This is a genomic window from Caenibius sp. WL, assembly GCF_019803445.1.
Classification (GTDB): Bacteria; Pseudomonadota; Alphaproteobacteria; order Sphingomonadales; family Sphingomonadaceae; genus Caenibius.
Genome location: NZ_CP081844.1, coordinates 2,648,705 through 2,671,965 on the forward strand (window position 1 = coordinate 2,648,705; position 23,261 = coordinate 2,671,965).

The 23,261-nt window shown below is 59.4% G+C and carries 21 protein-coding genes; 1 reads left to right on the forward strand and 20 read right to left on the reverse strand.

Annotated features, from left to right (window positions below; translation table 11 throughout):
- Nucleotides 1-3: 3 nt before the first annotated feature.
- The 8 genes from ligD to K5X80_RS12705 form a co-directional block, all read right to left on the reverse strand.
- Complete coding sequence (ligD, locus tag K5X80_RS12670; protein ID WP_222558082.1) at nucleotides 4-2,523, reverse strand: DNA ligase D; 2,520 nt, start codon at nucleotides 2,521-2,523, stop codon at nucleotides 4-6.
- Nucleotides 2,524-2,581: 58 nt separating this feature from the next.
- Nucleotides 2,582-2,839: a hypothetical protein gene (locus K5X80_RS12675; RefSeq protein ID WP_261390527.1), complete on the reverse strand. Its 258-nt coding sequence runs from the start codon at nucleotides 2,837-2,839 to the stop codon at nucleotides 2,582-2,584.
- Nucleotides 2,840-3,000: 161 nt separating this feature from the next.
- Nucleotides 3,001-4,377 (reverse strand): alpha,alpha-trehalose-phosphate synthase (UDP-forming), encoded by a 1,377-nt coding sequence (locus K5X80_RS12680; RefSeq protein ID WP_222558083.1) that lies wholly within the window; start codon nucleotides 4,375-4,377, stop codon nucleotides 3,001-3,003.
- Nucleotides 4,374-6,155 carry a glycoside hydrolase family 15 protein gene (locus tag K5X80_RS12685; RefSeq protein ID WP_222558084.1) on the reverse strand — a complete coding sequence of 594 codons (1,782 nt, stop codon included), beginning with the start codon at nucleotides 6,153-6,155 and terminating at the stop codon, nucleotides 4,374-4,376. The genes K5X80_RS12680 and K5X80_RS12685 overlap by 4 nt, the downstream gene beginning before the upstream one ends.
- Nucleotides 6,152-6,970 carry a trehalose-phosphatase gene (otsB, locus tag K5X80_RS12690; RefSeq protein ID WP_222558085.1) on the reverse strand — a complete coding sequence of 273 codons (819 nt, stop codon included), beginning with the start codon at nucleotides 6,968-6,970 and terminating at the stop codon, nucleotides 6,152-6,154. The genes K5X80_RS12685 and otsB overlap by 4 nt, the downstream gene beginning before the upstream one ends.
- Nucleotides 6,971-7,221: 251 nt before the next feature.
- Nucleotides 7,222-7,419, reverse strand: a complete 198-nt coding sequence (locus K5X80_RS12695) for a hypothetical protein (RefSeq protein ID WP_222558086.1) — start codon at nucleotides 7,417-7,419, stop codon at nucleotides 7,222-7,224.
- A 151-nt stretch (nucleotides 7,420-7,570) separates the two neighbouring features.
- Complete coding sequence (locus K5X80_RS12700; RefSeq protein WP_222558087.1) at nucleotides 7,571-8,170, reverse strand: DUF4142 domain-containing protein; 600 nt, start codon at nucleotides 8,168-8,170, stop codon at nucleotides 7,571-7,573.
- A gap of 33 nt (nucleotides 8,171-8,203) precedes the next feature.
- The gene (locus K5X80_RS12705) at nucleotides 8,204-8,635 is read right to left on the reverse strand and encodes a CBS domain-containing protein (protein ID WP_222558088.1); all 432 of its coding nucleotides are present in this window, start codon (nucleotides 8,633-8,635) and stop codon (nucleotides 8,204-8,206) included.
- 625 nt (nucleotides 8,636-9,260) lie between these two features.
- Here K5X80_RS12705 and K5X80_RS12710 point away from each other — a divergent pair.
- A complete protein-coding gene (locus tag K5X80_RS12710) occupies nucleotides 9,261-9,770 on the forward strand; it encodes a host attachment family protein (RefSeq protein WP_222558089.1) in 510 nt (169 codons plus the stop codon).
- Nucleotides 9,771-9,788: 18 nt separating this feature from the next.
- On the opposite strand, the gene K5X80_RS12715 is transcribed toward K5X80_RS12710, so the two are convergent.
- The 12 genes from K5X80_RS12715 to K5X80_RS12770 all read right to left on the reverse strand — a co-directional run bounded on the left by K5X80_RS12715 (nucleotide 9,789) and on the right by K5X80_RS12770 (nucleotide 23,236).
- On the reverse strand, nucleotides 9,789-10,040 hold the full coding sequence (locus K5X80_RS12715; RefSeq protein ID WP_222558090.1) for a hypothetical protein: 252 nt from the start codon (nucleotides 10,038-10,040) through the stop codon (nucleotides 9,789-9,791).
- Between the two features lie 119 nt (nucleotides 10,041-10,159).
- Nucleotides 10,160-10,903, reverse strand: coding sequence for an alpha/beta hydrolase family protein (locus K5X80_RS12720; RefSeq protein WP_222558091.1), 744 nt, complete (start codon nucleotides 10,901-10,903; stop codon nucleotides 10,160-10,162).
- The gene (locus K5X80_RS12725; protein WP_222558092.1) at nucleotides 10,900-12,000 is read right to left on the reverse strand and encodes a DUF3182 family protein; all 1,101 of its coding nucleotides are present in this window, start codon (nucleotides 11,998-12,000) and stop codon (nucleotides 10,900-10,902) included. Before K5X80_RS12725 ends, K5X80_RS12720 begins: the two co-directional genes overlap by 4 nt.
- A gap of 183 nt (nucleotides 12,001-12,183) precedes the next feature.
- Nucleotides 12,184-13,611, reverse strand: a complete 1,428-nt coding sequence (locus K5X80_RS12730) for an aldehyde dehydrogenase family protein (RefSeq protein WP_222558093.1) — start codon at nucleotides 13,609-13,611, stop codon at nucleotides 12,184-12,186.
- An 82-nt stretch (nucleotides 13,612-13,693) separates the two neighbouring features.
- A complete protein-coding gene (locus K5X80_RS12735) occupies nucleotides 13,694-15,829 on the reverse strand; it encodes a PQQ-dependent dehydrogenase, methanol/ethanol family (protein WP_222558094.1) in 2,136 nt (711 codons plus the stop codon).
- A gap of 256 nt (nucleotides 15,830-16,085) precedes the next feature.
- Complete coding sequence (locus tag K5X80_RS12740; protein ID WP_222558095.1) at nucleotides 16,086-17,573, reverse strand: ArnT family glycosyltransferase; 1,488 nt, start codon at nucleotides 17,571-17,573, stop codon at nucleotides 16,086-16,088.
- Between the two features lie 23 nt (nucleotides 17,574-17,596).
- On the reverse strand, nucleotides 17,597-17,989 hold the full coding sequence (locus K5X80_RS12745) for a GtrA family protein (protein ID WP_222558096.1): 393 nt from the start codon (nucleotides 17,987-17,989) through the stop codon (nucleotides 17,597-17,599).
- Nucleotides 17,986-19,035: a glycosyltransferase family 2 protein gene (locus K5X80_RS12750; RefSeq protein WP_261390528.1), complete on the reverse strand. Its 1,050-nt coding sequence runs from the start codon at nucleotides 19,033-19,035 to the stop codon at nucleotides 17,986-17,988. The genes K5X80_RS12745 and K5X80_RS12750 overlap by 4 nt, the downstream gene beginning before the upstream one ends.
- A 130-nt stretch (nucleotides 19,036-19,165) precedes the next feature.
- On the reverse strand, nucleotides 19,166-19,798 hold the full coding sequence (eda, locus tag K5X80_RS12755; RefSeq protein WP_222558097.1) for a bifunctional 4-hydroxy-2-oxoglutarate aldolase/2-dehydro-3-deoxy-phosphogluconate aldolase: 633 nt from the start codon (nucleotides 19,796-19,798) through the stop codon (nucleotides 19,166-19,168).
- Between the two features lies 1 nt (nucleotide 19,799).
- Nucleotides 19,800-20,999 (reverse strand): Gfo/Idh/MocA family protein, encoded by a 1,200-nt coding sequence (locus K5X80_RS12760; protein WP_222558098.1) that lies wholly within the window; start codon nucleotides 20,997-20,999, stop codon nucleotides 19,800-19,802.
- Between the two features lie 24 nt (nucleotides 21,000-21,023).
- Nucleotides 21,024-22,385: an MFS transporter gene (locus K5X80_RS12765; protein ID WP_222558099.1), complete on the reverse strand. Its 1,362-nt coding sequence runs from the start codon at nucleotides 22,383-22,385 to the stop codon at nucleotides 21,024-21,026.
- Nucleotides 22,382-23,236: a ThuA domain-containing protein gene (locus tag K5X80_RS12770; RefSeq protein ID WP_222558100.1), complete on the reverse strand. Its 855-nt coding sequence runs from the start codon at nucleotides 23,234-23,236 to the stop codon at nucleotides 22,382-22,384. Before K5X80_RS12770 ends, K5X80_RS12765 begins: the two co-directional genes overlap by 4 nt.
- Nucleotides 23,237-23,261 lie beyond the last annotated feature (25 nt).

Genomic DNA, 23,261 nt, shown 5'->3' on the forward strand with positions numbered 1-23,261 from the left:
CGGTCAGAACGCGGGCAAGGACTGATCGCAAAAGCCCCAGCCGCGCAGCTTGTGGGCCCGCGAAAGCAGGCGATCCGCATCGCGGATGGAAAAGGCCTTCGCGTCGGCGTAATCATCCAGTTCGTCCCAGCCGATCGGGGTCGCCACTGTCGCCCCCGGCCTCGCTCTCGCCGAATAGGGAACGACCGAAGTCGAGCCCCGCTGATTGCGCAGCCAGTCGATGAATATCCGCCCTTGCCGCTTCGCCTTACTCATCGTCGCGGTGAAGCGTTCGGGCGATTGCACCGCCATTGCCATTGCGAAACGCTGCGCGAAATCCTTGACCGTTTCCCAGGTCGCACCGGGGGTCAGGGGGGCGATGACATGTATCCCCTTGCCGCCCGACAGCATGGCGAAATTAACCAGCCCCATATCGGAAAGGGTCCGCGAGATATCGCGCGCGGCGCGGCGCACATCGGCAAAATCGAGGCCGACATCCGGATCGAGATCAAATACTAGCCGATCCGGTTTCTCAATCGCATCGGTGCGCGATTGCCAGCCATGGAATTCGATCGTGCCCATCTGGACACACGCGATCAGGCCGTCCCGATCCTCGATATAGAGATAGTCCTCCACACCCCCATCCTTTTCCTTGATCGGGATGTGATGCACATGCGGCCCGAAGGAACCGCTGTCGTGCTTCTGGAAAAAGCATTGCTTCGCCCGGCCCTGCGGACACCGGACCAGACTGATCGGGCGCGAGGCGGCAAATGGCAGCATGAGCGCACCGATAGTGCGGTAGTATTCCGCCAGATCGCCCTTGGTGGCGCCGCTTTCAGGAAAGATCACCCGTTCCGCATGGGTGATGGTGATGCGATCCTCGGCAGGCACCGCAGCGATAGGCTCTTCCGCCCGCACCTGCTCCGCCGGTTTGTCTTCCCGCAATCCGATGAAGCTGGGATGCCGCAGGATGCCGTCTCTGGTCCGTTCGGTATAGGCAATTTCCGCAACCAGTTCCGGCTTTACCCAATGCACGCTGCGCGCGGCGGGCGATGGCGCCTCAAGCGGGGGTGTTTTGCGCAACAGGCGCTTCAGCCGTGCATCCAGATCGTCCAGTGTCGCACTGCTGAAGCCGGTGCCCACACGCCCGCTATAGACTAGATCGCCATTCCTGTTCTGGGCCAGAAGCAGCGAAGCGAAGGGGCGGGAACGCGAACGGCTCGCACTCCAGCCAACGACAATGAACTCCTCACGGTGCGTGCATTTGACCTTGACCCAGCTGTGCGAGCGTCCCCCACGATAAGGAGCGGAAACCTGCTTGGCGATGATCCCTTCCTGCCCCGCCCCGCACAGGGCCTCAAACAGCTTCTCACCTGCGCCGATGATATGATCGGAATAGCGCACCGGGCCCTCCGCATCTTCCCCGATGAGCGCGGCCAGCCTTTCCTTTCGCTCGATCAGGGGCTGTGCCGTCAGATCCTTTCCGTCCACCGCGAGCAGATCGAAAGCGAAGAACGCCACTTTGCCGCTGCCCGATTGCAGCGCTTCCTGCAGTTTGGCGAAGCTGGGATTGCCGTTTCCATCGAAAGCGACGATTTCACCGTCGATCAACGCGGAAGAAATGCCGTGTTCCGCCATCGCCTTGGCGATGGTGGGGTAACGCTCCGTCCAGTCCAGTCCGGTGCGCGTGAAGATGCGGACCTTGTTCCCCGCCACCGCAATCAGCGCGCGATAGCCGTCGTATTTGACCTCGTGCAGCCATCCGTTGCCAGCCGGCACCGCGTTGACCAGTGAAGCGAGCTGTACCGGTCTGAATTTGGGCAGCGGACCACTTCGAACGCGCCCTTCGGCGCGACCTCTCCGCGCTTTCTCCACCGGTTTCGCCTGCCGTTCGGCAGCCTTGTCCGCCTTGCGCATTGCCGCGTCCCAAGCCTTGCCTTTCTTGCCCTTGAGCGAGACGCGCCCCTCCGCATCGGCGGCAATTTCCGCCATCGTGCGCCCGGTCTTGATCGATGTCAGTTCGTGCGCGATCAGATCGTCGCTTCCGCCGGCATAGCGATCATCAAGTTTGCGCAGCAGCCAGTTTTCCCGCTTCTCGCCCGGCCGGGGCTTCATGCGGACCAGCAGCCATTCGCCTTTCATCCGCTGCCCGTGCAGCGTAAAATGCAGGTGCCCCTGTTCGAGATCGCGTTCGCTTTTCCCTGCGACCGGCGCCCAATCACCCTCGTCCCAGAGCATCACACTCCCGCCGCCGTATTCGCCTTGGGGAATGGTGCCTTCAAACCCGCCATAGCTCAGCGGATGATCTTCGGTCCGCACTGCCAGCCGCTTGTCGCCCGGATCGAGGCTGGGCCCTTTCGTGATCGCCCAGCTTTTCAGAACGCCATCTATTTCCAGGCGGAAATCGTAATGCAGCCGGGAAGCGGCATGCTTCTGCACGACGAAGCGATGTCCTGTACTTTTGCCGCGCGTGCCTTTCGGCTCCCGCGTTTTGCGGAAATCGCGTTTGGCGTTGTAAATGGCGAGCGGGTCAGATGAGGCCATCGCCTGCATCCTTTTCACGCTCGCCATCAATCCAGACCGAGGGCACGGATACGCTCAATCAATAGGTCGCCGGCGGGTCGCTCGCAGGAAAGCTTTCATCGCTTGCCTCGTCCACGGCATCCCAGCGGGGCGGATCGCTGCGCATCGCATCCGGCCCCGCATTGCGAACGGGATTGGGCACGGAACTGCCAGCTTCCTTTTCGTCAAAGGCTGCATGCTGCGGGCCGTTGTTCTTCGATTTATGGGAATAGACCAGATAAGCAGCCGCCCCGAGGGCAGCAGCAGCACTGTAGCGCAATGCGGGTGTCAAATGCATGGGATCAACTCCGTCTCACGAGCCCCGTCCTACCTTTAACAACAGCCAGTCCCGGCTTTTGGTTTCCGCGCTGACGCAGTTCGGCGGAAGTGATGGCCGATTTGTCGGATACGGCGGCGCGGCATGGCGCACGCTTGCGGAACGCCGCGCCCCCACGCCCGTCAACGGGCCCTTTCCGGCACGGCCTTGAGCGCCTCTGTAAACTGGGTGCGCCACCAGACCACGTCCTGTTCCTGCACATCCCGGATGAGCGTTTCCCAGCGCCGGATGCGCTCCTCCCGCGGCATGATCAGCGCCTGGCGGATCGCATCGGACATTTCCTCCGCGCTATAGGGATTGACCAGCAGGGCATCCGGCATCTGCTCCGCCGCCCCGGCGAAGCGCGACAGGATCAGAACGCCGGGATCTTCTGGGTCCTGCGCCGCCACATATTCCTTGGCCACCAGATTCATGCCATCGCGCAAAGGAGTCACCAGGCCGATTTTGCTGGCGCGATAGACACCGGCCAGAACATCCCTTGGATAGCCTTGGTTGACATAACGGATCGGCACCCAATCGAGCGCGGCATGCGCACCGTTGATGCGGCCCGCCAGCCCTTCCAGCGTGCTGCGAATGCGTTGATAGCTGTCGACCGATGCCCGCGAAGGCGGAGCGATCTGGAGCAGGACGACTTCCTTGCGCTCCTCCGGGTTATCGGTGAGAAACCGTTCGTATCCCAGAAAGCGTTCCTCGAGCCCCTTGGAATAATCCAGCCGATCGACACCGACGATCAAAGCCCGGCCGACCACGCTTTCCCTCACGCGCTCGAACGTCTGGCGTGCCGTGTCGCTTTCGGTCAGCTTGGCGAATTCCGCCGCATCGATCCCGATCGGGCAGGCGATCAGGCGAACCCGGCGCTTCCCCAGCACCAGTTCGTTTCCTCCTTCCAGCGTCCCGCCCAGCTCATGACAGACGTAATCGCAGAAGCTTTCCACCCATTCGGGCGTGTGGAATCCGATCAGGTCATAGGCAAGCAGCGCTTTGACCAATTCCTCCGCTTCCGGCAGCGTGACCAGCAACCGCCTCGGCGGCCAAGGGATATGGAGGAAGAAGCCGATCCGATTGCGCACGCCGCGTTTGCGCAGTTCGGCGCCAAGCGGGAACATGTGATAGTCGTGGACCCACACCAGATCCTCCGGCTCGATCAGCGGCGATACGGTATCGGCAAACCGCTTGTTGGTCCGTTGATAGCCGCCGGCGAAATCGCGCTCGTACTCGGCCAGATCGATGCGGTAATGGAACAAGGGCCACAATGTCCGGTTCGCATAGCCGTTATAATATTCCTCGATATCGTGATCATCGAGATCCACCGTCGCGGTCGTGACGCCATTTTCGCGTTGAAAGTTGATCAGGCCGGTAAACTGCTCGACACGTTCGCCCGACCAGCCGAACCAGATGCCGCCATTTTCCCGCAAAGCGGCATGCAGTGCGGTGGCCAGCCCGCCATGTGCGCCGCCGCCAGTGCTGACGCGGTTGGATATGACGATAATGCGGCTCATCTGATGGAACTCCACGGTTTGCTGAGCAGCACCGCGCAATTGATCATGCCCACCAATGAATAGGTTTGCGGATAATTGCCCCACAGCTCGCCCGTCTGCGGATCGATATCTTCAGAAAGCAGTCCGGCCGCCGTCCGGCGCGACAGCATTTCCTCGAAAAGAAGGCGGGCATCCTCGCATCGCCCGGTATAATTCAACGCCTCGATCAGCCAGAACGTGCAGACGTTGAACGCCGTCTTGGGAAGACCGAAATCGTCCTCCGCCGCGTAACGCAACATATGCGAGCCGCGCCGCAGCCCTTTCTCGATGGCCGACAACGTGTCGATATAGCGGGGGTCGTCGGCCGCCAGGAAACGCAAATCCAGCAATTGCAGCACGCTCGCATCAAGATCGTCACCCCGGAACGTCGCCGACATCCGGCGCGTATCCGGGCGCCACGCGGCATGTTCGATATGTTCGCGGATGCGCGCGGCCCGTTCGTTCCAGAAAGCCGCCCGATCATTCAGGCCAAGCACTTCCGCGGCATTGGCCAGCCGGTCGCAGGCAGCCCAGCACATCGCCGCGGAATAGGTATGGACATCCTGCCGGGTGCGCAGTTCCCATAATCCCGCATCGGGCTGATCGTGAAACTGCCATGCCCGTTCGCCGACTTTTTCCAGCGCCTTGAAATCCTCCACACCGGACATGCGGAACAGCCGCTGGTCCACGAAACTGTGCGTGTTGGACAGGACGATCTGGCCATAGGCATCGTGCTGTACCTGATTGTAGGCCTGATTTCCGACGCGGACAGGCCCCATGCCGCGATAGCCGGGCAACCCGCTGGCCACGCGCTCTTCGAGCCTGGTTTCGCCCAGCACGCCATACAATGGCTGAATATGGCCGCCTTTCGCGCTGTCGACGATGTTCCGCAGATAAGCCAGATAGCCTTCCAGCACATCGAGCGCCCCGAGGCGGTTCAACGCCTGCACCGTGTAATAGGCATCGCGAATCCAGCAATAGCGATAGTCCCAGTTTCGCTGAGATCCGGCATGCTCCGGAATGGAAGTGGTCAGCGCGGCAGCGATCGCCCCGGTTTCCTCATGCTGACAGAGCTTGAGCGTGATGGCGGAGCGGATCACCACATCCTGCCATTCCAGCGGGATCGCCAGCCCGCGCGACCACTCGCGCCATTCGGCTTCGGTATCGGCCCGCATACCGTCTATCGTACGGGCGATATCGCTGGAAAAATGCTCGTCCGGCCCAAGGAAAAAGTACAGCGGTCCCTCCAGCCGGAAAACGCGCTCTTCATGGATCATCCCGATCGGCGCGGTTGTCGTGAGCCGCAGCGTCATCGCATCGGTACGATAGCGGAGATGGTTCGTCCCCCCGATCCGCTGGCGTGCCCGCCCGCCCCAGCCGGAGGCGGGCCGCAACCTAACGCGGATACGCGGGCGGCCTGCCAGCGGCCGCACGATGCGCACGAAAGCCACCGGCCGATAGCTGCGCCCGAGACGGCGGAAATAAGGGCAGAAATCGATGACCTCTATGGCATTGCCATCCGCATCGACATGCCGCGTGCTGAGGATCGGCGTGTTGCCATGATAACTCTGATCGATCGATACGCAGTCTTCCAGATCGATGGACCAATAGCCCACTTCGGGCTTGTCGCCGCCCAGCAGCGCCGAGAAAACAGGATCGCCATCAACACGCGGCACGCAACCCCAGACGAACCGCCCGGTCCGATCCACAAGCGCGCTGACCTGACAATTGCCGATAGGCCAGAGATCGAGAGAAGTCATGCTGTCACCTCGGAGGCTGTTTCAAGCCAGTCGAGCATCGCCGCCACCCCATCGAGGCGGTATTGCGCGGCACTGATCCGCACCGGCCCGATCAGCACGCCGGAACCAGCCATTTCCTGCGCGGCGGCGAAGCCTGGTTCATCGGTTACGTCATCCCCGAAGAACAGCGGCCGTGCAGCCGCGAAAACGGGTTCCTGCATAAGCCTGCGAATAGCGCTACCCTTGTCGCCCCCGTCAGCGCGCAGTTCCACCATCATCTTGCCGCTCTGAAGCTTTAATCCCAATTCGGGCGCCAGCCGCCCCGCCAAATCCATACAAGCCTGCTCAGCCGAAGGTGCCTGGCGAAAATGCAGCGCCGCGCCGAGCGGCTTATCCTCCACCAACACCCCGGGGATGGCAGCGGCAAGCTCCCGCATCGCCGCCAGCGCGCACTCAAGGGCCGCAGGCCGTTCGACTGCTTCGATCCGCCCGTCGCCCCAACAGAACTCGAGCCCATGGCTGCCTACGACCGTCATGGCATTGATGCCCAGCAGAGCGCGGACCTCACCTGCCGAGCGGCCACTGATAACAGCCATACGGCCTTCAAGGCGTTCCCACAGGCCTTGCATCAACGTTGCGAGACGGTCGTTGACCCGCACCGCATCAGGGCGTTCGGCGATTTCGACCAATGTCCCGTCGAAATCGAGAAAGACGTTGGCGCCCCGAAGCAACTGGAGCGGCGGAACAGGCATGGGTTTCAACAGTGTGCTCGCATTTTCCACTTCGGCATCAGATCGGCGCCATTCAGCAGAGGAATAACGCACGGACAGGCGCATGGCTCCCTGCAAGGGCAGCCCGGAACGCGGTCAATCTGGTGGTAGTTCCTCAGGGCCTTTGCCGGGCCTGTCGGTATCGGGGACCGGGGGAGTCACTTCATCCGGTATCGAAGGGGCAGGCTCCGCCGGCGCGGGCGGCGTTTCCGGCGGTGATTGCGGTTCGATCTTATCCGGGTGGGACGGCTGGGTGCTCATACAATTCTCCGAAAACCTTGGCCCTGTCACGACGGCAAGCATGGGCAGCGGTTGGATCAATCCATCGCCGAAGGGGGTTTGCGTTGCTTGCTGGTCCATCGGCCATCAGGCGTGGAAGCCGTGCCGGTCACATTTCTGGAATCGCGCGGTTCATATTCACCGCCATGGCCCGACTGGTTATCCTGCCGTTCCGGCTTCCGGTCATGATCGCTGTTTTTCTGCGGAGTTTGGCCAGTCCGCTGACGCTCCACCATAGTGTGTCTCCATAGCCCGCCCAACGATCAGACGTACCGCCACGCCGGATGTTCCCGCAGCTGCGATGAATAGAAGGGCTGAAAAGACGGATGCTGGCACGCCGGCAAGCCAACGGTCTCGATCATGAAACCGCCAGCTTGCCTAAGAATGTTAGGGATTGGCCACCTTTGCCCCAGACGCGCCGAGTTTGCGCGCCTCGGCAAGATGATCAGACACCATTTTGACCGCGTCGGTGGCAAACGTCTTGAGCTTCGGTTCATCACCGTCCGCAGAATAGGCCTGAACTACTTCTAGAGCTTTCTCATGCGCAGCGATCTGGTCCGCGACATAGACCCGTTCGAATTCCGCGCCAGAAAGCTTGCCCAGTTCATCAAGCTTTTTCTGCTGTTCAAGCGATAATACCGGGTCCGGTTTGATCGCCGGGGTCAATGCCGCCGCTTCCTTTTTCAGCTTCTCTGTCGAAGTATTGTGCGCCTCGATCATCTTTTGGGCATAGGCCTTGATCTCAGGCGTGGACGCCTTCTCCGCTGCCAGACGGGCACTTGCGATCTCGAAGGCATCGCTTGCTGCCACGGTATCGGCGAAATCCTGGCGTGGAAGCGAAGTCACCACCGGTTCGGGTGGAACAACTTCGTTGGCCATCGGCGTGCCTTCCACACTGCTTCCCGGCGTCTCGTTGTTCGGGTTCTGGTCACAAGCCGCCAGCGCTAGACTGGCCGCGAGCACCGTCATTCCTGCTATTCTAAGCATGAGATTTCTCCGTATCCTGCGCGCCCGCGCCTCTTAAATGACCTGCGAGTGCATGCTGCTCGGGCGAGCGATTTCGCACAGCGCCTCACCGGTCTGCCGGGTTTCATCCTTGACGAGATCGCCGATGGACACGACACCGACCAATCGCTTGTCACCGTCCACGACGGGCATGCGGCGGATTTGCTGCTCTGCCATCATGTCGAGAATATCGCTCACATCGTCATCGGCATAACAGTAGCGGACTTCCCGGCTCATCACGTCACCGATCTTCGCATCCGAAGCATAACCGCAGCCAACGGCGCGAATAGCGATATCGCGGTCAGTGACTATGCCGATCAATCGATCGTTTTCGCCCACAGGCAGGAAACCGGCATCGATATCCGCCATCGTACGGGCAGCAGCCTGAAGCGTTTCCTGAGGATTGGCGACCCGCACATCGCGGGTCATGCATTCGCTGACTTTCATGATCCTTCTCCGTTTTGCGCTTGGCGCTTGCGCCCTGCGCTGGGTTAATGATGATGTGGCTGCCCGTTCACCCGCCGATGGCCGAGTTTAGACAAGAGGGACATTCGGCTCCGCCTTTTCTGAAGGCAGCCGCCCATATCTTCCGATATCGGCTCCTTCGCGCAGCCAAGCATGCGGCGCGATCACCGATGGAACCCCAAAGGCTCTGCCCGGTTCCGTTCAGGCCAGCCTATTTGATGAAAGGAGGCAGAACTCCGACGAGGCGCAGCCCGATCACCCTGCGGCGGAATGCAGTAAGCCCCGTCGCATTCCTGCGGCGGGGCTCCCTGAGTCTCAATCCGAAGATGAGACTTCAATCTACTCGCTCTTTCGATGGAGTAGACTTTCAAAACGGCCGGTTCACAGTTTGGTTCCCGCCCGGCGCGGATTTTTACCGTCTACGGGCCGAACCGCCGATCTCCGCCCGCCTGTACCACTACTTGTCGCAGTTTACGGAACCAACGCCCTGAAAAAACCGTCTCCATCACAGGACCGATCGGCAAATCGGCGCGATTTGGCCGTGACGCTATGCCGCCGGAAAACATCGGCTTGAACGGTCCAATGCCAATCAGCTTGGAGAAAACCCATGCGAATTCCCCATGATGCCCTGATCGTCGTTGCCGATGGCCGCAAGATGCTGCTGCTTCGCAACGAAGGAGACGCAGAGCGCCTCAACCTGCAGGTGGAGCACAAGGATATTCACGAGAGCCCCAAGGATCGCGATCAGAAATCGGATGCGGCGGGGCGGGCATCCTCCACCCAATCCGGCCCTTCGGCTGCGCCCAGCGCACGGGGTGGATCGTCACATGCCCAAGGACAAGGGGCGCAGTTCGCCCCCTCACGCGGGAGCATGGACGAGCCCGATTATCATCAACTGGAGGAAGACAGGTTCGCTTCCGAAATCGCCGATATGCTGAATGCTCAAGCGCTGGCCCAATCCTTCGATCAACTTATCGTGGCTGCACCTGCAAAGACATTGGGCGAATTGCGCAAGCATTATCACAAGGAAGTCACAGCCCGGCTGGTGGCGGAGATCGACAAGGACCTTACCAACCACCCCGTGCCCATGATTGAAAACGTCTTGCGCAACAGATGACCGGGACCGGTAGAGACTTCAGGGCACGCGCGCGGTTCCTCTGGGCCCATGAACGCCCGGATGCCTGATTTCTTCGAGAGTATCCGTACGCTTTTCGGGGTCCTCGCCATCCTGTCGGCTGTTCACCGTGGTTTTCGGCTTCTTGCCCTTGTCACGCTCACGATAGATCCGCTCTGCTTCCGAACCTGTTTCGCCGGTATCATTTGCGCCCGTCGACGGCAACACACGTTCGACAGGATCGAGATGGTTGGCACTGGGATCGCGGTCCATAAGGCTTCTCCTGCGGTTTAAAGGAGATCAAAGGTCCTGGGCCGGAACCGTTCCTGCGAACCGGGCAGCGCGGGGGACAGGTGCGGTAAGGACCATTGGAAACGTGGCGAAGAAGCCATTCAATCCGGCCGCCGGCCCCCACGGACCATTTCCTCGATCCATGTCAGCAGCAGCTTGTTGTAGGCTATACGATGGGTCTCGTCCCGCAGGGCATGGTCGGCGCCTTTCAGTATGCGGTAGCTTAATGAATTGCTGCGCTGGAATGCTGCGATGAATGAACTGATCGCGGTATGCGGCACATAATCGTCATGCTCCGATTCCACGATAAGCACATCGCCATCGAAAGCCTCGCAAGCGGCAAGCGCCTTGTCCTGATAGCCCGTGCGGAAATGGTTGCGATACGACGAAATCTTGTCGCGCGGCAGCAGGGCCTTAGGAACGTCCCACTGATCGTCCGGGTATAACGCCGGGGCCCGGAGCGCGAGCCATGCCACGGGGCGGTGCGCCGTCAGCAAGGTGGCAAGATAGCCTCCATAACTGACGCCAACGACCGCGATGGCCGATCGATCGACCTGCTGTTGGGACACCAGCAGATCGTATGCCGACAGCACATCAGCGAGACCATCGGACCGTGTCACGATATTACGCTGATTATCGTAGCGGGCATGGCCACGCAGATCGAAAGTGAAGCAGATACATCCGAGTTGGGCGATCTCCGCAGCTCTTACAAGATCCTGCTCCTGCGACCCGCCCCAGCCGTGAATGAACAGCACGCCCGGTATCAATCTCGCTGGAGAAAGCAGAGTCCCGTCGAGTTGCTGCGCGCCCGCGCCAAATGTTATCGCCTTGCGTCCATCGGTCATGAAACTACCGCATATTTGGTCAAAGGCCCAACGACCGGATCGTTCCCGCTGAAATAGACACTGGCCCCGGGCGGGACTGCGCCCGCCGCCCCGTAGATTTCAACCGTCGCCGTATCGACCGTCTGCAAGGAAGGGTCGGCGGCAAAGGCTTCGAAAGCGGCAATTTCCGCGCCGCTCGCACCGCCCATTCGCCAGCTCTGTTCAAGAACACCGATCTTGCGGTCCCCGCGTGCATCCCATCCCACCGCCACATCGTAATTGCGGCGCGATGCGAACATCCTGGGATAAGCGGCAAATACCGCCCGGTCATATCGCCGGGCTTTTTGGATCACTTCCGCATGTTCGGCCGATCCGCCGATAGCCATCAATTCCGCCCAGCCGCCACGCACGCAGTGCAATTGGGAACCGCCATAAACTTCGTTCCCGTGGTTATTGCGGGTCAGGCGCTGGGTTCCCCAATATGCAATCGATTGTCCGAACAGGCGGCTGATTCCCACACTGTATGTCATCACAGGTTCGAGATTTTCCTCGATCACCAACCCGCCTTGCGCCAGGGTTTCGGCATCCAGCGCAGCAATCGCCCGATCCAGTTCCGCCTGGCCGCGAATAACCACTTGTCCGCTACACGAAGTGCCTTCGACATCCTTCAGGCGAATGGGCCCATGCCGGAGCAGCAGTCGCCCGGCGGCACGCGCATCGGCGCATGAGAACACGGAGAAGCCGCGCAGAACCGCATCGCCTAGTTCCGCAGCCAACCCTGCTTGCCAGCCTGCTGGTGCCGGGGCACTTTCGGAAAGCAATCCGTGAGTGACAATCTTGGTCGCGACGAAGCGGTTCGGCACCACGCCGCCATAGAGTTGCGCTTCCTTTACAATTCCTTCAGCCGCGGCATGTTCGAGCAGCATCGTATCATCGGGGATCAGGAACAACTCCGACCGGGCAACATCGCCCGGTTCCACGACCGTGCCGCCTCCAAGGCGCGCAATCCGCCGGGCAAGCTCAGCCTGCGCGGAAAGGTCATGCAGATTGCCTGCATGGCCTTTCCCTTCCCGATAAACACAAATCGTACAGACACGGCATTCGCTTTTCGTGCTCATATCGGGCTTTCGGATCGCGGCTCACCATTGAGCGCTGATCTAGCCACAACGCAGCAAGTGCGCTTGAGTTCACTACATCGCGAAGCAAACAGCGCCGCGCCAGCAGATAAGCCCCAGCCCTCTACAAGCAGAGGCTGGCCGGGGCGGCAAAGTTCCGCCCGGCCAGCCCATCACCATCCGGTATCAGGCGTTGCCGTAGCCCAGCACAGCCTTGGTCTCCATGAACTCGTGGAACGCGTTCTCGCCCCATTCACGGCCGTTGCCCGATTGCTTGTAACCGCCGAAGGGTGCCGTCACATCGAGCGGCGCGTAATTCAGCGCCACCTGCCCCGCGCGGATGCGCGAAGCCACCGCACGGCCATGATCGATATCGCCCGCCTGGACATACCCGGCCAGGCCATAAGGCGTATCGTTGGCGATCTCGATCGCCTGTTCTTCCGTGTCATAGCCGAGCATCACAAGCACCGGGCCGAAGATTTCCTCCCGCGCGACGGTCATCTCGTTGTTGACGTCTGCGAACACCGTGGGTCGCACATAATAGCCTTGATTGAGCCCTTCCGGCTTGCCCAGACCGCCCGCAACAAGCGTCGCCCCCTCGTCGATTCCGGCCTTGATCAGCGTCTGGATACGGTTCCACTGCACATCGGACACGACAGGGCCGAGATTGACCTCATCCGTCGGCGCGCCGACTTTCTGTTTCTCGATCGTTTCACGCGCGATATCCTTGGCTTCGGCCATACGCGCGGCAGGCACCAGCATCCGCGACGGCGCGTTGCAGCTCTGCCCGCTGTTGACCATCATCGCCGCCACACCCTGGCTCACCGCCGCTGCGAAATCGGCGTCTTCCAGGATGATGTTGGCGGATTTTCCGCCCAGTTCCTGATGCACGCGTTTGACCGTGGCCGCCGCGTTGCGCGCCACATCGATCCCCGCGCGGGTGGAGCCGGTGAAGGATACCATATCGACGCCGGGATGCGATGAAATCGCCGCCCCCACCGATGGGCCATCGCCATGGATCATGTTGAAGACACCCGCCGGAACCCCGGCGGCATGCATCACTTCAGCGAACAGATGTCCGCTGAACGGCGCCACTTCCGATGGTTTCAGCACCATAGTGCAGCCCACCGCCAGAGCCGGGGCGACTTTGCAGGCGATCTGGTTCAACGGCCAGTTCCACGGCGTGATCATGCCGACGACCCCGATGGGTTCCTTCGTCAGCCGCGTGGTCCCCTGTGAAACATCGGGATTGAAATGCTCCAGAACCTGTCGGGCAACGGCGAAATGCGCGGTGGCAAGCGGCACATGCGCCGCAGCGGCAAGCGCGGCTGGCGCGCCCATTTCCTCGCGCACGGCGTCGGCGAAATCCTGCTTGCGCGCTTCGAACGCGGCCATCACCGCATCGAGCAATTCCAGCCGTTCGGCCTTGGAACTGCGGCTGAACGTTTCGAATGCGCGGCGCGCGGCGGCAACGGCGCAGTCGACATCCTCAGCCTGGCCCACGCTGATGCGCCCGGCCACCTGTTCCGTCGCCGGGTTGATCACATCCAGTTCCCTTGCCTGGACCGGCGGCACCCATGCTCCGTCAATATAGAATTCGAGGTAATTTCTCACGTTTCAAACTCCTCTCGGTTGTCCTTTGTGGCACCGACCATAGCGGAAAAATCGCCGCGTCGTGGCCGTTCTGTTGTGCAGATTATTTCTTCTTCCGGTTCGCTTCCTGCTCTTTCAGAATACGCGCGCGCTGCGCGACATAGGCTCGCAAATCCTCTGCATCCTTGTCGGTCAGGTACTTGGCAAAGCTGATCATGCCACGATCCTTTAACACACCGCCGATCACTACCGAATTCCAGACTTTGGCATCGGTCAGCGAACCCGCCCGGCGCAGATCGGGAACCACCCCGCTCGAAATCGCACCGGGGCCATGACAGACCCAGCAATCCCGCTCGAACAGAATTTGCCCATGGGCGACTTGCGCGGTCGTGAACGTTTCCGAAGGCGGGTTGGCTGGCGCGGCCTTGCCTCTCACGATCTTGGGCACTTCCGCCTTCGCCCCCAGCCTGAAGACGTAAATCCGCCCATTCGGCTGCGGCCCCGGACTGTCATTGAAAGCCGAGGTCAGCGCATAAGCCCCGCCATAGCCACCGACGACCGCGACATACTGTTCTCCATCGACGGCAAAAGTCATCGGTGCGGCCATGATCGGCATCCCGAGGTTCATCGTCCACAACACTTTCCCGCTGTCAGCGGCAAAAGCGCGGAAATCACCCTTGGTATCGCCCTGAAACACGAGATTGCCCGCTGTGGTCAGCACACCGCTGTTCCACGGTTCGGCATAGTCGAAGCCCCATGCCTCCCGCTGGTTGATCGGATCCCACGCAATCAGACGGCCGCCCAGCATATCACGCGTGGCCTGCATCGCTTTCGGATCGTCGGGCGGAGAGGTCCCTTCCATCTTCAGGCCAAGATTCCAGCGCCCTTCGCGCACTTCGAATGTCGTCGGATCTTCATAGCCGAACACCGCGCGATTGGCCGGAATATAGGCGAAGCCCGTTTGCGGGCTGAACGCCATCGGTTGCCAGTTATGCGCCCCCAACGCGCCGGGGATGGCAGCATAGGGGCCATCGGTATAACGGGCCTTCGGGTCTTCGACCGGGCGGCCGGTCTTGAGATCGTAACTCGTGGCCCAGTTCACTTCGACATAATTCTTCGCCGAAATCAGTTTGCCGTTCGCCCGGTCGACCACGAAGAAGAATCCGTTCTTCGGCGCCTGCATCAGCACCTTGCGCGGCTTGCCATCGATCGTCAGCGTGGCGAGCGTGATCGTCTGGGTGTGGGTATAATCCCAGCTTTCCCCCGGTGTGCCCTGATAGTGCCAGATATACTCGCCCGTATCGGGATTGAGCGCAACGATGGAAGACAGGAACAGATTGTCTCCTTTCCCCTGGCTACGCAGCTTGTGGTTCCACGGGCTACCGTTGCCCGCGCCGAGATAGAGCTGGTTGAGTTCCTCGTCATAGACAATCGAATCCCACACCGTGCCGCCACCGCCGGTCTTCCAGAATTCTCCGAACCAGGTCTTCGCAGCTTTGTCCGCCAGCACCTTGTCCGATGCGGCGTTGTCCGGTCCGTCAGCCGGGTTGCCGGGCACGGTGTAGAACCGCCAGACCTGTTTGCCCGTTTGCGTGTCGTAAGCCGTGACATATCCGCGTGCGCCCAGTTCCGCACCGCCGTTGCCGATCACCACTTTGCCCCGCACCACCCGCGGTGCGCCGGTGATGGTATATGTCTTCGACTGGTCGACCGTCACCACCGACCATACGGGCTTGCCGGTTTTGATATCGAGCGCGATCAACCGCCCGTCGAACGTCCCGAAATAGAGCTTGCCATCATGGAGCGCCGCACCGCGATTGCCGACATCGCAGCACCCTTTCGCCCCGTATTCGCCCGGCACTTCGGGATCGTACGTCCACAGCGTCTTGCCGCTTTTCGCATCATAGGCATAGACTTTGGACCATGCGGTGGTGGTGTAGATCACGCCGCCGTACTCCAGCGGCGTGCTTTCCTGTGCACGGTTGGTATCGAATTCGGAGGACCAGACCAGCCCCAGCCCACCAACGGTCTTGTCGGAAATCTGGGTCAGCTTGCTGAAGCGCTGTTCATCGAATGTGCCGCCGTATGTCACCCAGTCATCGGGGTTCTTGCTATCATCGAGCAACTGGCTCCAGGCCTTGCCGCCATCGGCACCGCCGCTACTGCCCCCGCTACAGCCAAACACACAGGCAGCCATAGCCACGGCGACAACAGCCGCCACGCGTGCATTCTTTCTCACAACCTCTCCCTTTTTATATCCTCGTTGTGATGGCCCCAACATGACATGGTCATGGCAGGGCCTGCCGCCTTTTGGCGCAAATTCCCGGCACCGCCTATGCCCTATGCACACGCAGGAAAAAGAATCCTTCCGACGGGTTTCGGTCCCATGCCTGCGATTTGATCGTTCCGGGCAGGATGGTTACGTTCCGCGCCGACGGAATTCGGCAATGAGATCGGTATGGGAAATCGCCAGTCCAACTCAAGCTGCGGTATTATCAGGAAATACGGTAGAGCATCACTTCGGGGTGATGATAGCGTAGCTTATACCAGACAGCTTCGGGTAGCCTCTTTGAAAGGCCGGTCCATTCGAGAAAATAGGCAAGATAAGTTGGTTCAGGGGCGTACCGGGCTAGCACGGTCCAATTGTCCTGTGGCTGATAGAGGGCAACGGTATCAGCATCCATTTTGAAATTCGCACTGTCGGCATAGGCCGGATTATAGAAATAAAGGCCCACATGCCAGGGAGGATCGGAAAGAACGTGCTTTTCCGCCCCAGCCCACTGCAACAGAATATCGGCGCGAAAGCGTGTCATCGGATCAGTGGTGATCACTTCGCCCGGATGAGAGGCCGCAACGGCGACCAGTTGTTCCACACCGAACATATTCTGTTTGTTTTCGACATAGATTCCCGTGAAATTGCCACCGATCAGGAGCAAGGCGATCATGCCTGCCATCCACTTCCGGCTACCCGCCTTATCGCGCACGAACTGCGCCAAGGCGATCCCGGTCAATGTACAGGCGACAGTGGCCGTTAGCATGAAATAGCGCGGGTTCAACGGAAGCAGCTTCTGCGCTGCAGCTGCGCACACAAACCAGCACAGGCCGAACAAGGCGAGAATGCGGGAAAAGTGACGAACCCGGGAATCGATGCCGGAACCGAAGCACAGCCAGATAGCCGCGGGGATCGCGACGAAGAACAGCGCCATGAATTCCTGATTGAACAGCAACACGAGCAGCGGATCTATCAAGGGCGAGACTATGGCATTGCCAGCAAGATCGACCGAGCGATCGATGGATGAATCATGATGCAGGGAAATGTTGATCCGATAGAGAGGATCACCGGTCATCGTCCAGAGATAGAGGATCTCGCATCCCCAAACGGCGAGAAATCCCCCCACAATCCATAGATATTGTCTGCGGCTGAAACGATGACCGAGCAGAAATAGCACGCCATAGAACGGGACGATAAAAATCGCTGTTTCGCGAGCAAGAAATGCAAGGCCAGCCATCGCCCCGGACGCGAAGAGAATACGTGGAGCCGGCCCTTTGTCGAGGCAGACCCAAAATAGCAGGACCGAAGCAAAGAGAAATGCCATCTCGACGATATCGATGCTGGCGATGCTCGATTGAATGACGAGCAACGGGCAGGTGATCAGCAGCGCCAAAGCGCATGCAGCAGACCACGTTCCGGCAACGTTACGAACTGCATGCCATATCATCGCCAGACAGATCAGCATGTAGATCAGACTTGGCAAAACCATGGCGAATTCGTTTTCACCGAAGGTCAAAAACGACAGGGCTATCGGGATCGTAATTGGATAGCGGATTGTGCCGTGACCACCCACAAAAGGGAAATGCTCGATCCAGCCGGCCCCGCCACGCGCGTATGTAACGTCGTCTGATGCTATGAATCCCACCCAGTTCAGGCAAACCAGGACAAGGAACAGACTGAGGCCCAGCCAGAGGCTGTTACGATTGGCCATGAGCCGGGATATACTTGTTTTGGTCATACGGAGCGGTAGATCCAGAAGCGCCCCGCCACAAAAGAGGCGGTGATCACGGCAATATCGACACACAGTTTGGCAAGGTAAGCATTGGCGTTCGCCCAATCGATCAGCAACCACAAAAGAGCGCTGGATCCGACGATATTGGCAAGGAATACAAGTGCATAGGAAAGCACCTGGCGCGCCAGATTATCCTTCTGTTCCCATGAAAAGGTGAACTGGCGATGGAGCACGAACCCCACGGCCGCTCCTGCAATCTTGCCGATAATATTTGCCGTCAAATACATGTGTTCTGTCAGCCAGACAGCCACGGCAAAAGCGAGGAAATCGGTGAGATAGACAACGCCGCCAACAAGGCCATAGCGTGTCAGTTGATGAAATACACCCTGCTTCACGCCATATCTCGTTCAGCATCCCCACCGCTCACACTGGCGAAATTGTACATACTCACCCAGTCGCTCAAGGTCATGGAGGGTTGAATAGTGATTTTCGGCTCGTTCGCCATATCGAAGCCAAGGAATGAGAGTAGCAATTGGAAACCGAGAATGATGGGCAGGACGGCAAGCATCACCGTTCCGGTTGTGGCCACATGCCCCGTTTCATCGGAATGCACCCAGGCAACGCCCCCGAAAATACCGCCGAACAGCAATAAGAGAATGCCGATAAGGAGCTGAGCCGAGGCCAGACTGAAGTCCCGCATAAAATAAGTATAAAGAATACGCCTAGCACACTCCTTCATATTCTTGCGTAAAAACTGCCCTATAATACTACTTATTTTCAAATTGCTTTGTTCGGTTGCATAAAGAGCTTCCATTGGAACATCGTAAATCACGGCCCGGATATTTCCCAGGTTGATCAGCATATCCGATTCAAAGAAATAACGTTCCGAGATATTGGAAAATTCCAAGCGTTTGAGCGCTTCCTGATGAATCGCAGTAAAGCCATTCGTCGGATCGAAAATGCTCCAATACCCGCTTGATACCTTGGTAAGGAAGGAAAGCGCCACGTTTCCAAACAGACGCATACGCGGCATTTTTCGTATGTTCCATATAGAATAAAAACGATTGCCCTTGGCATAGTCTGCCCGCCCATCAATCACCGGGCGGGCGATAATGGGAATCAATGCCGGGTCCATTTGGCCGTCACCGTCTACTTTCACAACGATATCAGCACCGGCTTCCATCGCGGCGCGATAACCGGACATCACCGCCCCACCAACACCGCGGTTGTGCTCATGGAACAACACGTGGACGCGCGGATCGGTAATGTTTTCGCGGATAAACTGGCCCGATCCCTCAGGACAGGCATCGTCGACAGCAAAAATCATTGACACTTCCGGCCCAATACCAGCGACGACATCGGCGATATGCGCCGTCACCCTGTAACAGGGAATAACGACCGCCAAAGTTTTATGCATCGCTATACGGCTGGATGAGATCATAAATATTTGGCGCGCCCCCTTGCCGTAAGTAGATGCAAGAGGTTCTAGAGAGCAAGAGGTTAAAGCCGCATAAAACCTTTTACCAATTTCTTCGCGCCCAAGAAATCGGCCTCCACCTCAATGTATAAGGTCAAACATCCATCCCCGGCGCTCTCAAAAGCGCGGCCGCCTTGCAGGCAGCCTGCTCGATCGCCGGTAAGTCGAGCGCTCCATGCGATACAAGCCAACTGCCACCCACACACAGAACTTCCGGCAATGCGAGCCAATCACCCGCCGTTTGGGCGTTGATGCCCCCCGTCGGACAAAATCGCGCGTGCGCAAATGGCGCGGCCAGAGCCTTTAGTGCCGGGATACCGCCTGACGCCGCTGCGGGAAAAAACTTGAAGTGAGCCAGTCCCAAGTCCAGCCCATGCATGACATCGCCGGCAGTGGATACGCCCGGGAGGAACGGAATTTCCGCAGCAGCGGCGGTTTCCGCGAGAGTTTCCGTCAGGCCGGGTGAAACGATAAATTGCGCCCCTGCATCGCGTGCCCGGCGCAAATCCGTTGGATTAAGCACAGTCCCTGCCCCGACACATGCCCCGGCGACACTGCGCATTTCCCGGATGGCCTCTATCGCGGCCGGGGTCCGCAAAGTCACCTCAAGCGCCGTCAGCCCTCCCCGGACCAGCGCTTCAGCAATCGGGCGAGCATCCCGCACATCATCGATCACCAGAACCGGAATGACCGGAGCAAGCCGCATGATAGCATCGATAGTATGCATGTCAGACCACTTCCCGCAGATTCACTACCGTCCCTCGTTCCGCGCTCAAATATCCCGCATAGACCGCGATCAGCACATCCCGCGCCAGCATCAGATCGCTTTTCGGCGGGCGGCCGGTTGCGATCGCACCGACAAAATCGCGCAATTCTTCGGGATAGCCAGTCACCGCATCTTCGTCAGGCGCGGGAAAGGACCAGCCTTCTTTCGTCTCGGTTTTCTCTACAATATATTCGTCTGCGAAGTACGCGCCATCAGGCGTGTAAGCCTGGCAAGCGGTGTTGGGATTGATATTGGCAGTGACCAGCGCACGCGACCCATGGGCAGTGATGTAATTGCGGATGCCGCCCATATGCGTGTCGGTGGAAGTGAGTTGCGCGACTGCCCCATCCTCGAAGGTGATGGTGATGCTGGCCCAGTCTTCCACGTCGCTCCAGCCCGCCGCAATATGCCGCACTGGCTCTCGGCGAAAACTCTCTATAGCGGTGAGATTGGCGGTTTGCGCCAGAACAGAAAGCGGCCGGATCGGCACACCATCACGCCTACGACCTTCCTCGTACTTGAGATAGAGTGCGGCGCCGATCGGATGCACACATAACCGCAACAACGAACCGCCGCCCGCTGTGCGCCAATGCCGGGCATAAGGACTGTGCGAGCCGGAGTGCGATTCTTCCCCCTGTATGCGCATGATCGTGGACTTGCTGGCGGCCATCAACCGGTTGAGCTTGGCAACCGGCGGTGCATAGATCCAGTTTTCCGCATAACAGAAAGTGATACCGGATCGCACTACGGCTTCTTCCACGGTATGGATTTCATTCAACACCTGCTGCAGCATCGTGGCCCGTGACGCGCCTTCCGCCGTCCAGTCATCTCCTGCTCCCGGCGGGCCGAAATACCCTCCCAGCGGCTTCTCGCAGATAATGTGTTTACGCTGCTCTGCCGCCTGCAGGATGAGCGGCACGTGCAGGTAATTTGGCACGCATAAATCCACTGCATCGATCAGCGGATCACGCAGCATGGCATCAGCCGTATCGTAACAGGTGGAAATGTCGAACTCGCAGGCCAGCTCAACAGCGCGAGACCGATTGCGCCCACAAATTCCCGCAATCTCGAAATCTTCGCCATAAACCTTGCGGTAACTGGCCAAATGGAAATGCGCGGAAAATCCCGTGCCCACCAAACCTATCCGCACACGCTTGCCCATCCGATTTCCCCACCTGTTCGCCTCTTAGTCGCGCAGAGACATCCCTCGCGTTTCCGGTGCGAAGCGCGAAGCGACAATGCCGATCAAAAACACCGCACACATCACCATCGCTGAATACCGGAGCGGTGCTGGCGCATCGAACCCGGCAAACATCCTTGTGCTGAGCAATGCGGACGCAAAGCTGCCGCCTGCCGCCGCAAAACGCCCTAGATTATAGGCGAACGAAACCCCGGTGCCCCGTACCCGCGCACCGAACAATTCGGGCAGGTAAATCGAAAAACCAGCGAACACACTAAGCTGTGCCGCCCCCATCAAGGGCATCATCCAATAGGCATCAGTGGGAGTTTCCAACCGCCAGTATACGAACAGCGTCATCACGAATGCCGCTGAAAACCCGATAGTGAAAGCAGGCCGACGGCCATAGCGATCGGCGATATAGGTGAAGATGAGCATCCCCATCGCCCCGCCTACCATTTGCAGAAGATAGGCCCAGTTCTTCGCTTGGGCAACTTGCGCCGCAATGTTGCCGCCGTTGTTCTGTGCCGCAAAATAAGTGGTGAACACCGCGTCCTGCAAATCGACCGCATATTCGCCCACCGCCCACAGCCCAACCACCCCGGCAACAGCTAGCAATGTGCCGATCAACAGATTACGCCGCTCTTCCCGGTCGGCCAGCAACTGTCCGTAGGAGCCCAGCCAACCCTTCGGCAGCGCCCCGGCTTGTTTCAGTTTCAACCAAGGTTCCGCTTCCCTCAGAAACATGCCCGAGGCCACGGCCAGCAAGGCCGGAATGGCGCCGATGGCAAACAGCCAGCGCCAACTGCCATCTGCAGGGATGGTCTGCTGGCTGGCAAGCGTATCGACACCCATCTTGGCGAATGCCGCACCGATGTTGCCCACAGTGGACAGCACCTGCAGCAAAGCCAGCATCGCCAGCCGGGCAGCGCCTGAGACCGTTTCCGCAATCAGGGCAACCGCAAGACCAAACACCCCGCCAACACCGACGCCTGTTGCCAGACGCAGCAAGGCAAACTCCCAATGGGTCTGGCAGATCGCCGTCAGACCGGTGCAGATCGAATAAATGAGAATTGCAATCGTCAGCAGTCGAGCGCGGCCGAACCGGTCGCCGAGCGCACCGAAAGTCAGGCCGCCGATACCCCAGCCGATCAGAAACAGGGCCGTTGCCTGCTTTGCGAAAGCCTGCACGTCCAGCATTGATGCGTGCGGCCCCATTAGGTCTTGCAACGCCGTGATACGAGCTAACGAGAAAATCCGCTGATCGAGATTGTCGAACAACCATCCCCCGGCCGCAACCGCGAAAACAAACCACTGATACCCGGTGATTCCCTTCCACCAACGGGCTTTGGCCCCCGCAGAGACAGTCATTTGCCACGCGTCGGATGCTGCGTCAGACCAAGCGACCAGCGAATGCCTTCAAGATACATCTTGCGAACATCGGGATCGGACCAACTCTGGCGGGTATGCCCTATACTGGAATAAAACACGCGGCCCGCACCGTAATTCCGGGTCCAGGCTACCGCGATATCGGAAGTCCCGGCAGGCTTGGTGTCGATCCGGTCCTGATCGACACGCAGCAGCACGTTTACATTCTTGCGAGAGAACTTTTTCGGAACATACAATTCGTTCTGTTCCGAAAAATATTGTGGCCAGTGGCGCACTATCGGGGAATCCGGCGCTTCATTCACCAGCGGGAAAGTGACTGTCGGATGTTCGATAGTGTTGAGCGGATGCCCTCCGAACCCAGCCCCGAACATCTCAGCATAGCCGGGCCAAGAATAGTTGGCATCAAGTGCACCATGAATGCCGACAACCGCCTTGCCCCGATCATGCACGAAGGCGAGCAGGGCCTGCTTCGCATCATCGCTCAGCCCCCATTCCCCGGTGGTATTGACCAACACCACCGCATCGAAATCGCCCAGCCCTTCGGGAATGAAACCGAACCGCATCTTCTGTCCGCCGCGCGGATTGATGAGATCAAAATCGGTCCGCAGCTCTGCATCGAACAGACCGCTTTCCTGCCCCATCACCGCGATTGCCGTCATCGCATCGGAAATGGATTCGTGATGAAATCCGGTCGCTCCGCCCAGAACCAATACACGATACTTTCGCGGGGCCCAGCCGCCCATGCGGGCGGCAATGGCATCCTTCTCCGCCTCGGTCATCCTCGCCAGCGCGCCGCCGCGTTCCGAGGCCGTTGCGGGGTAAATGCTTCCCATAAGCATTGCAGACACAATCAGCCAT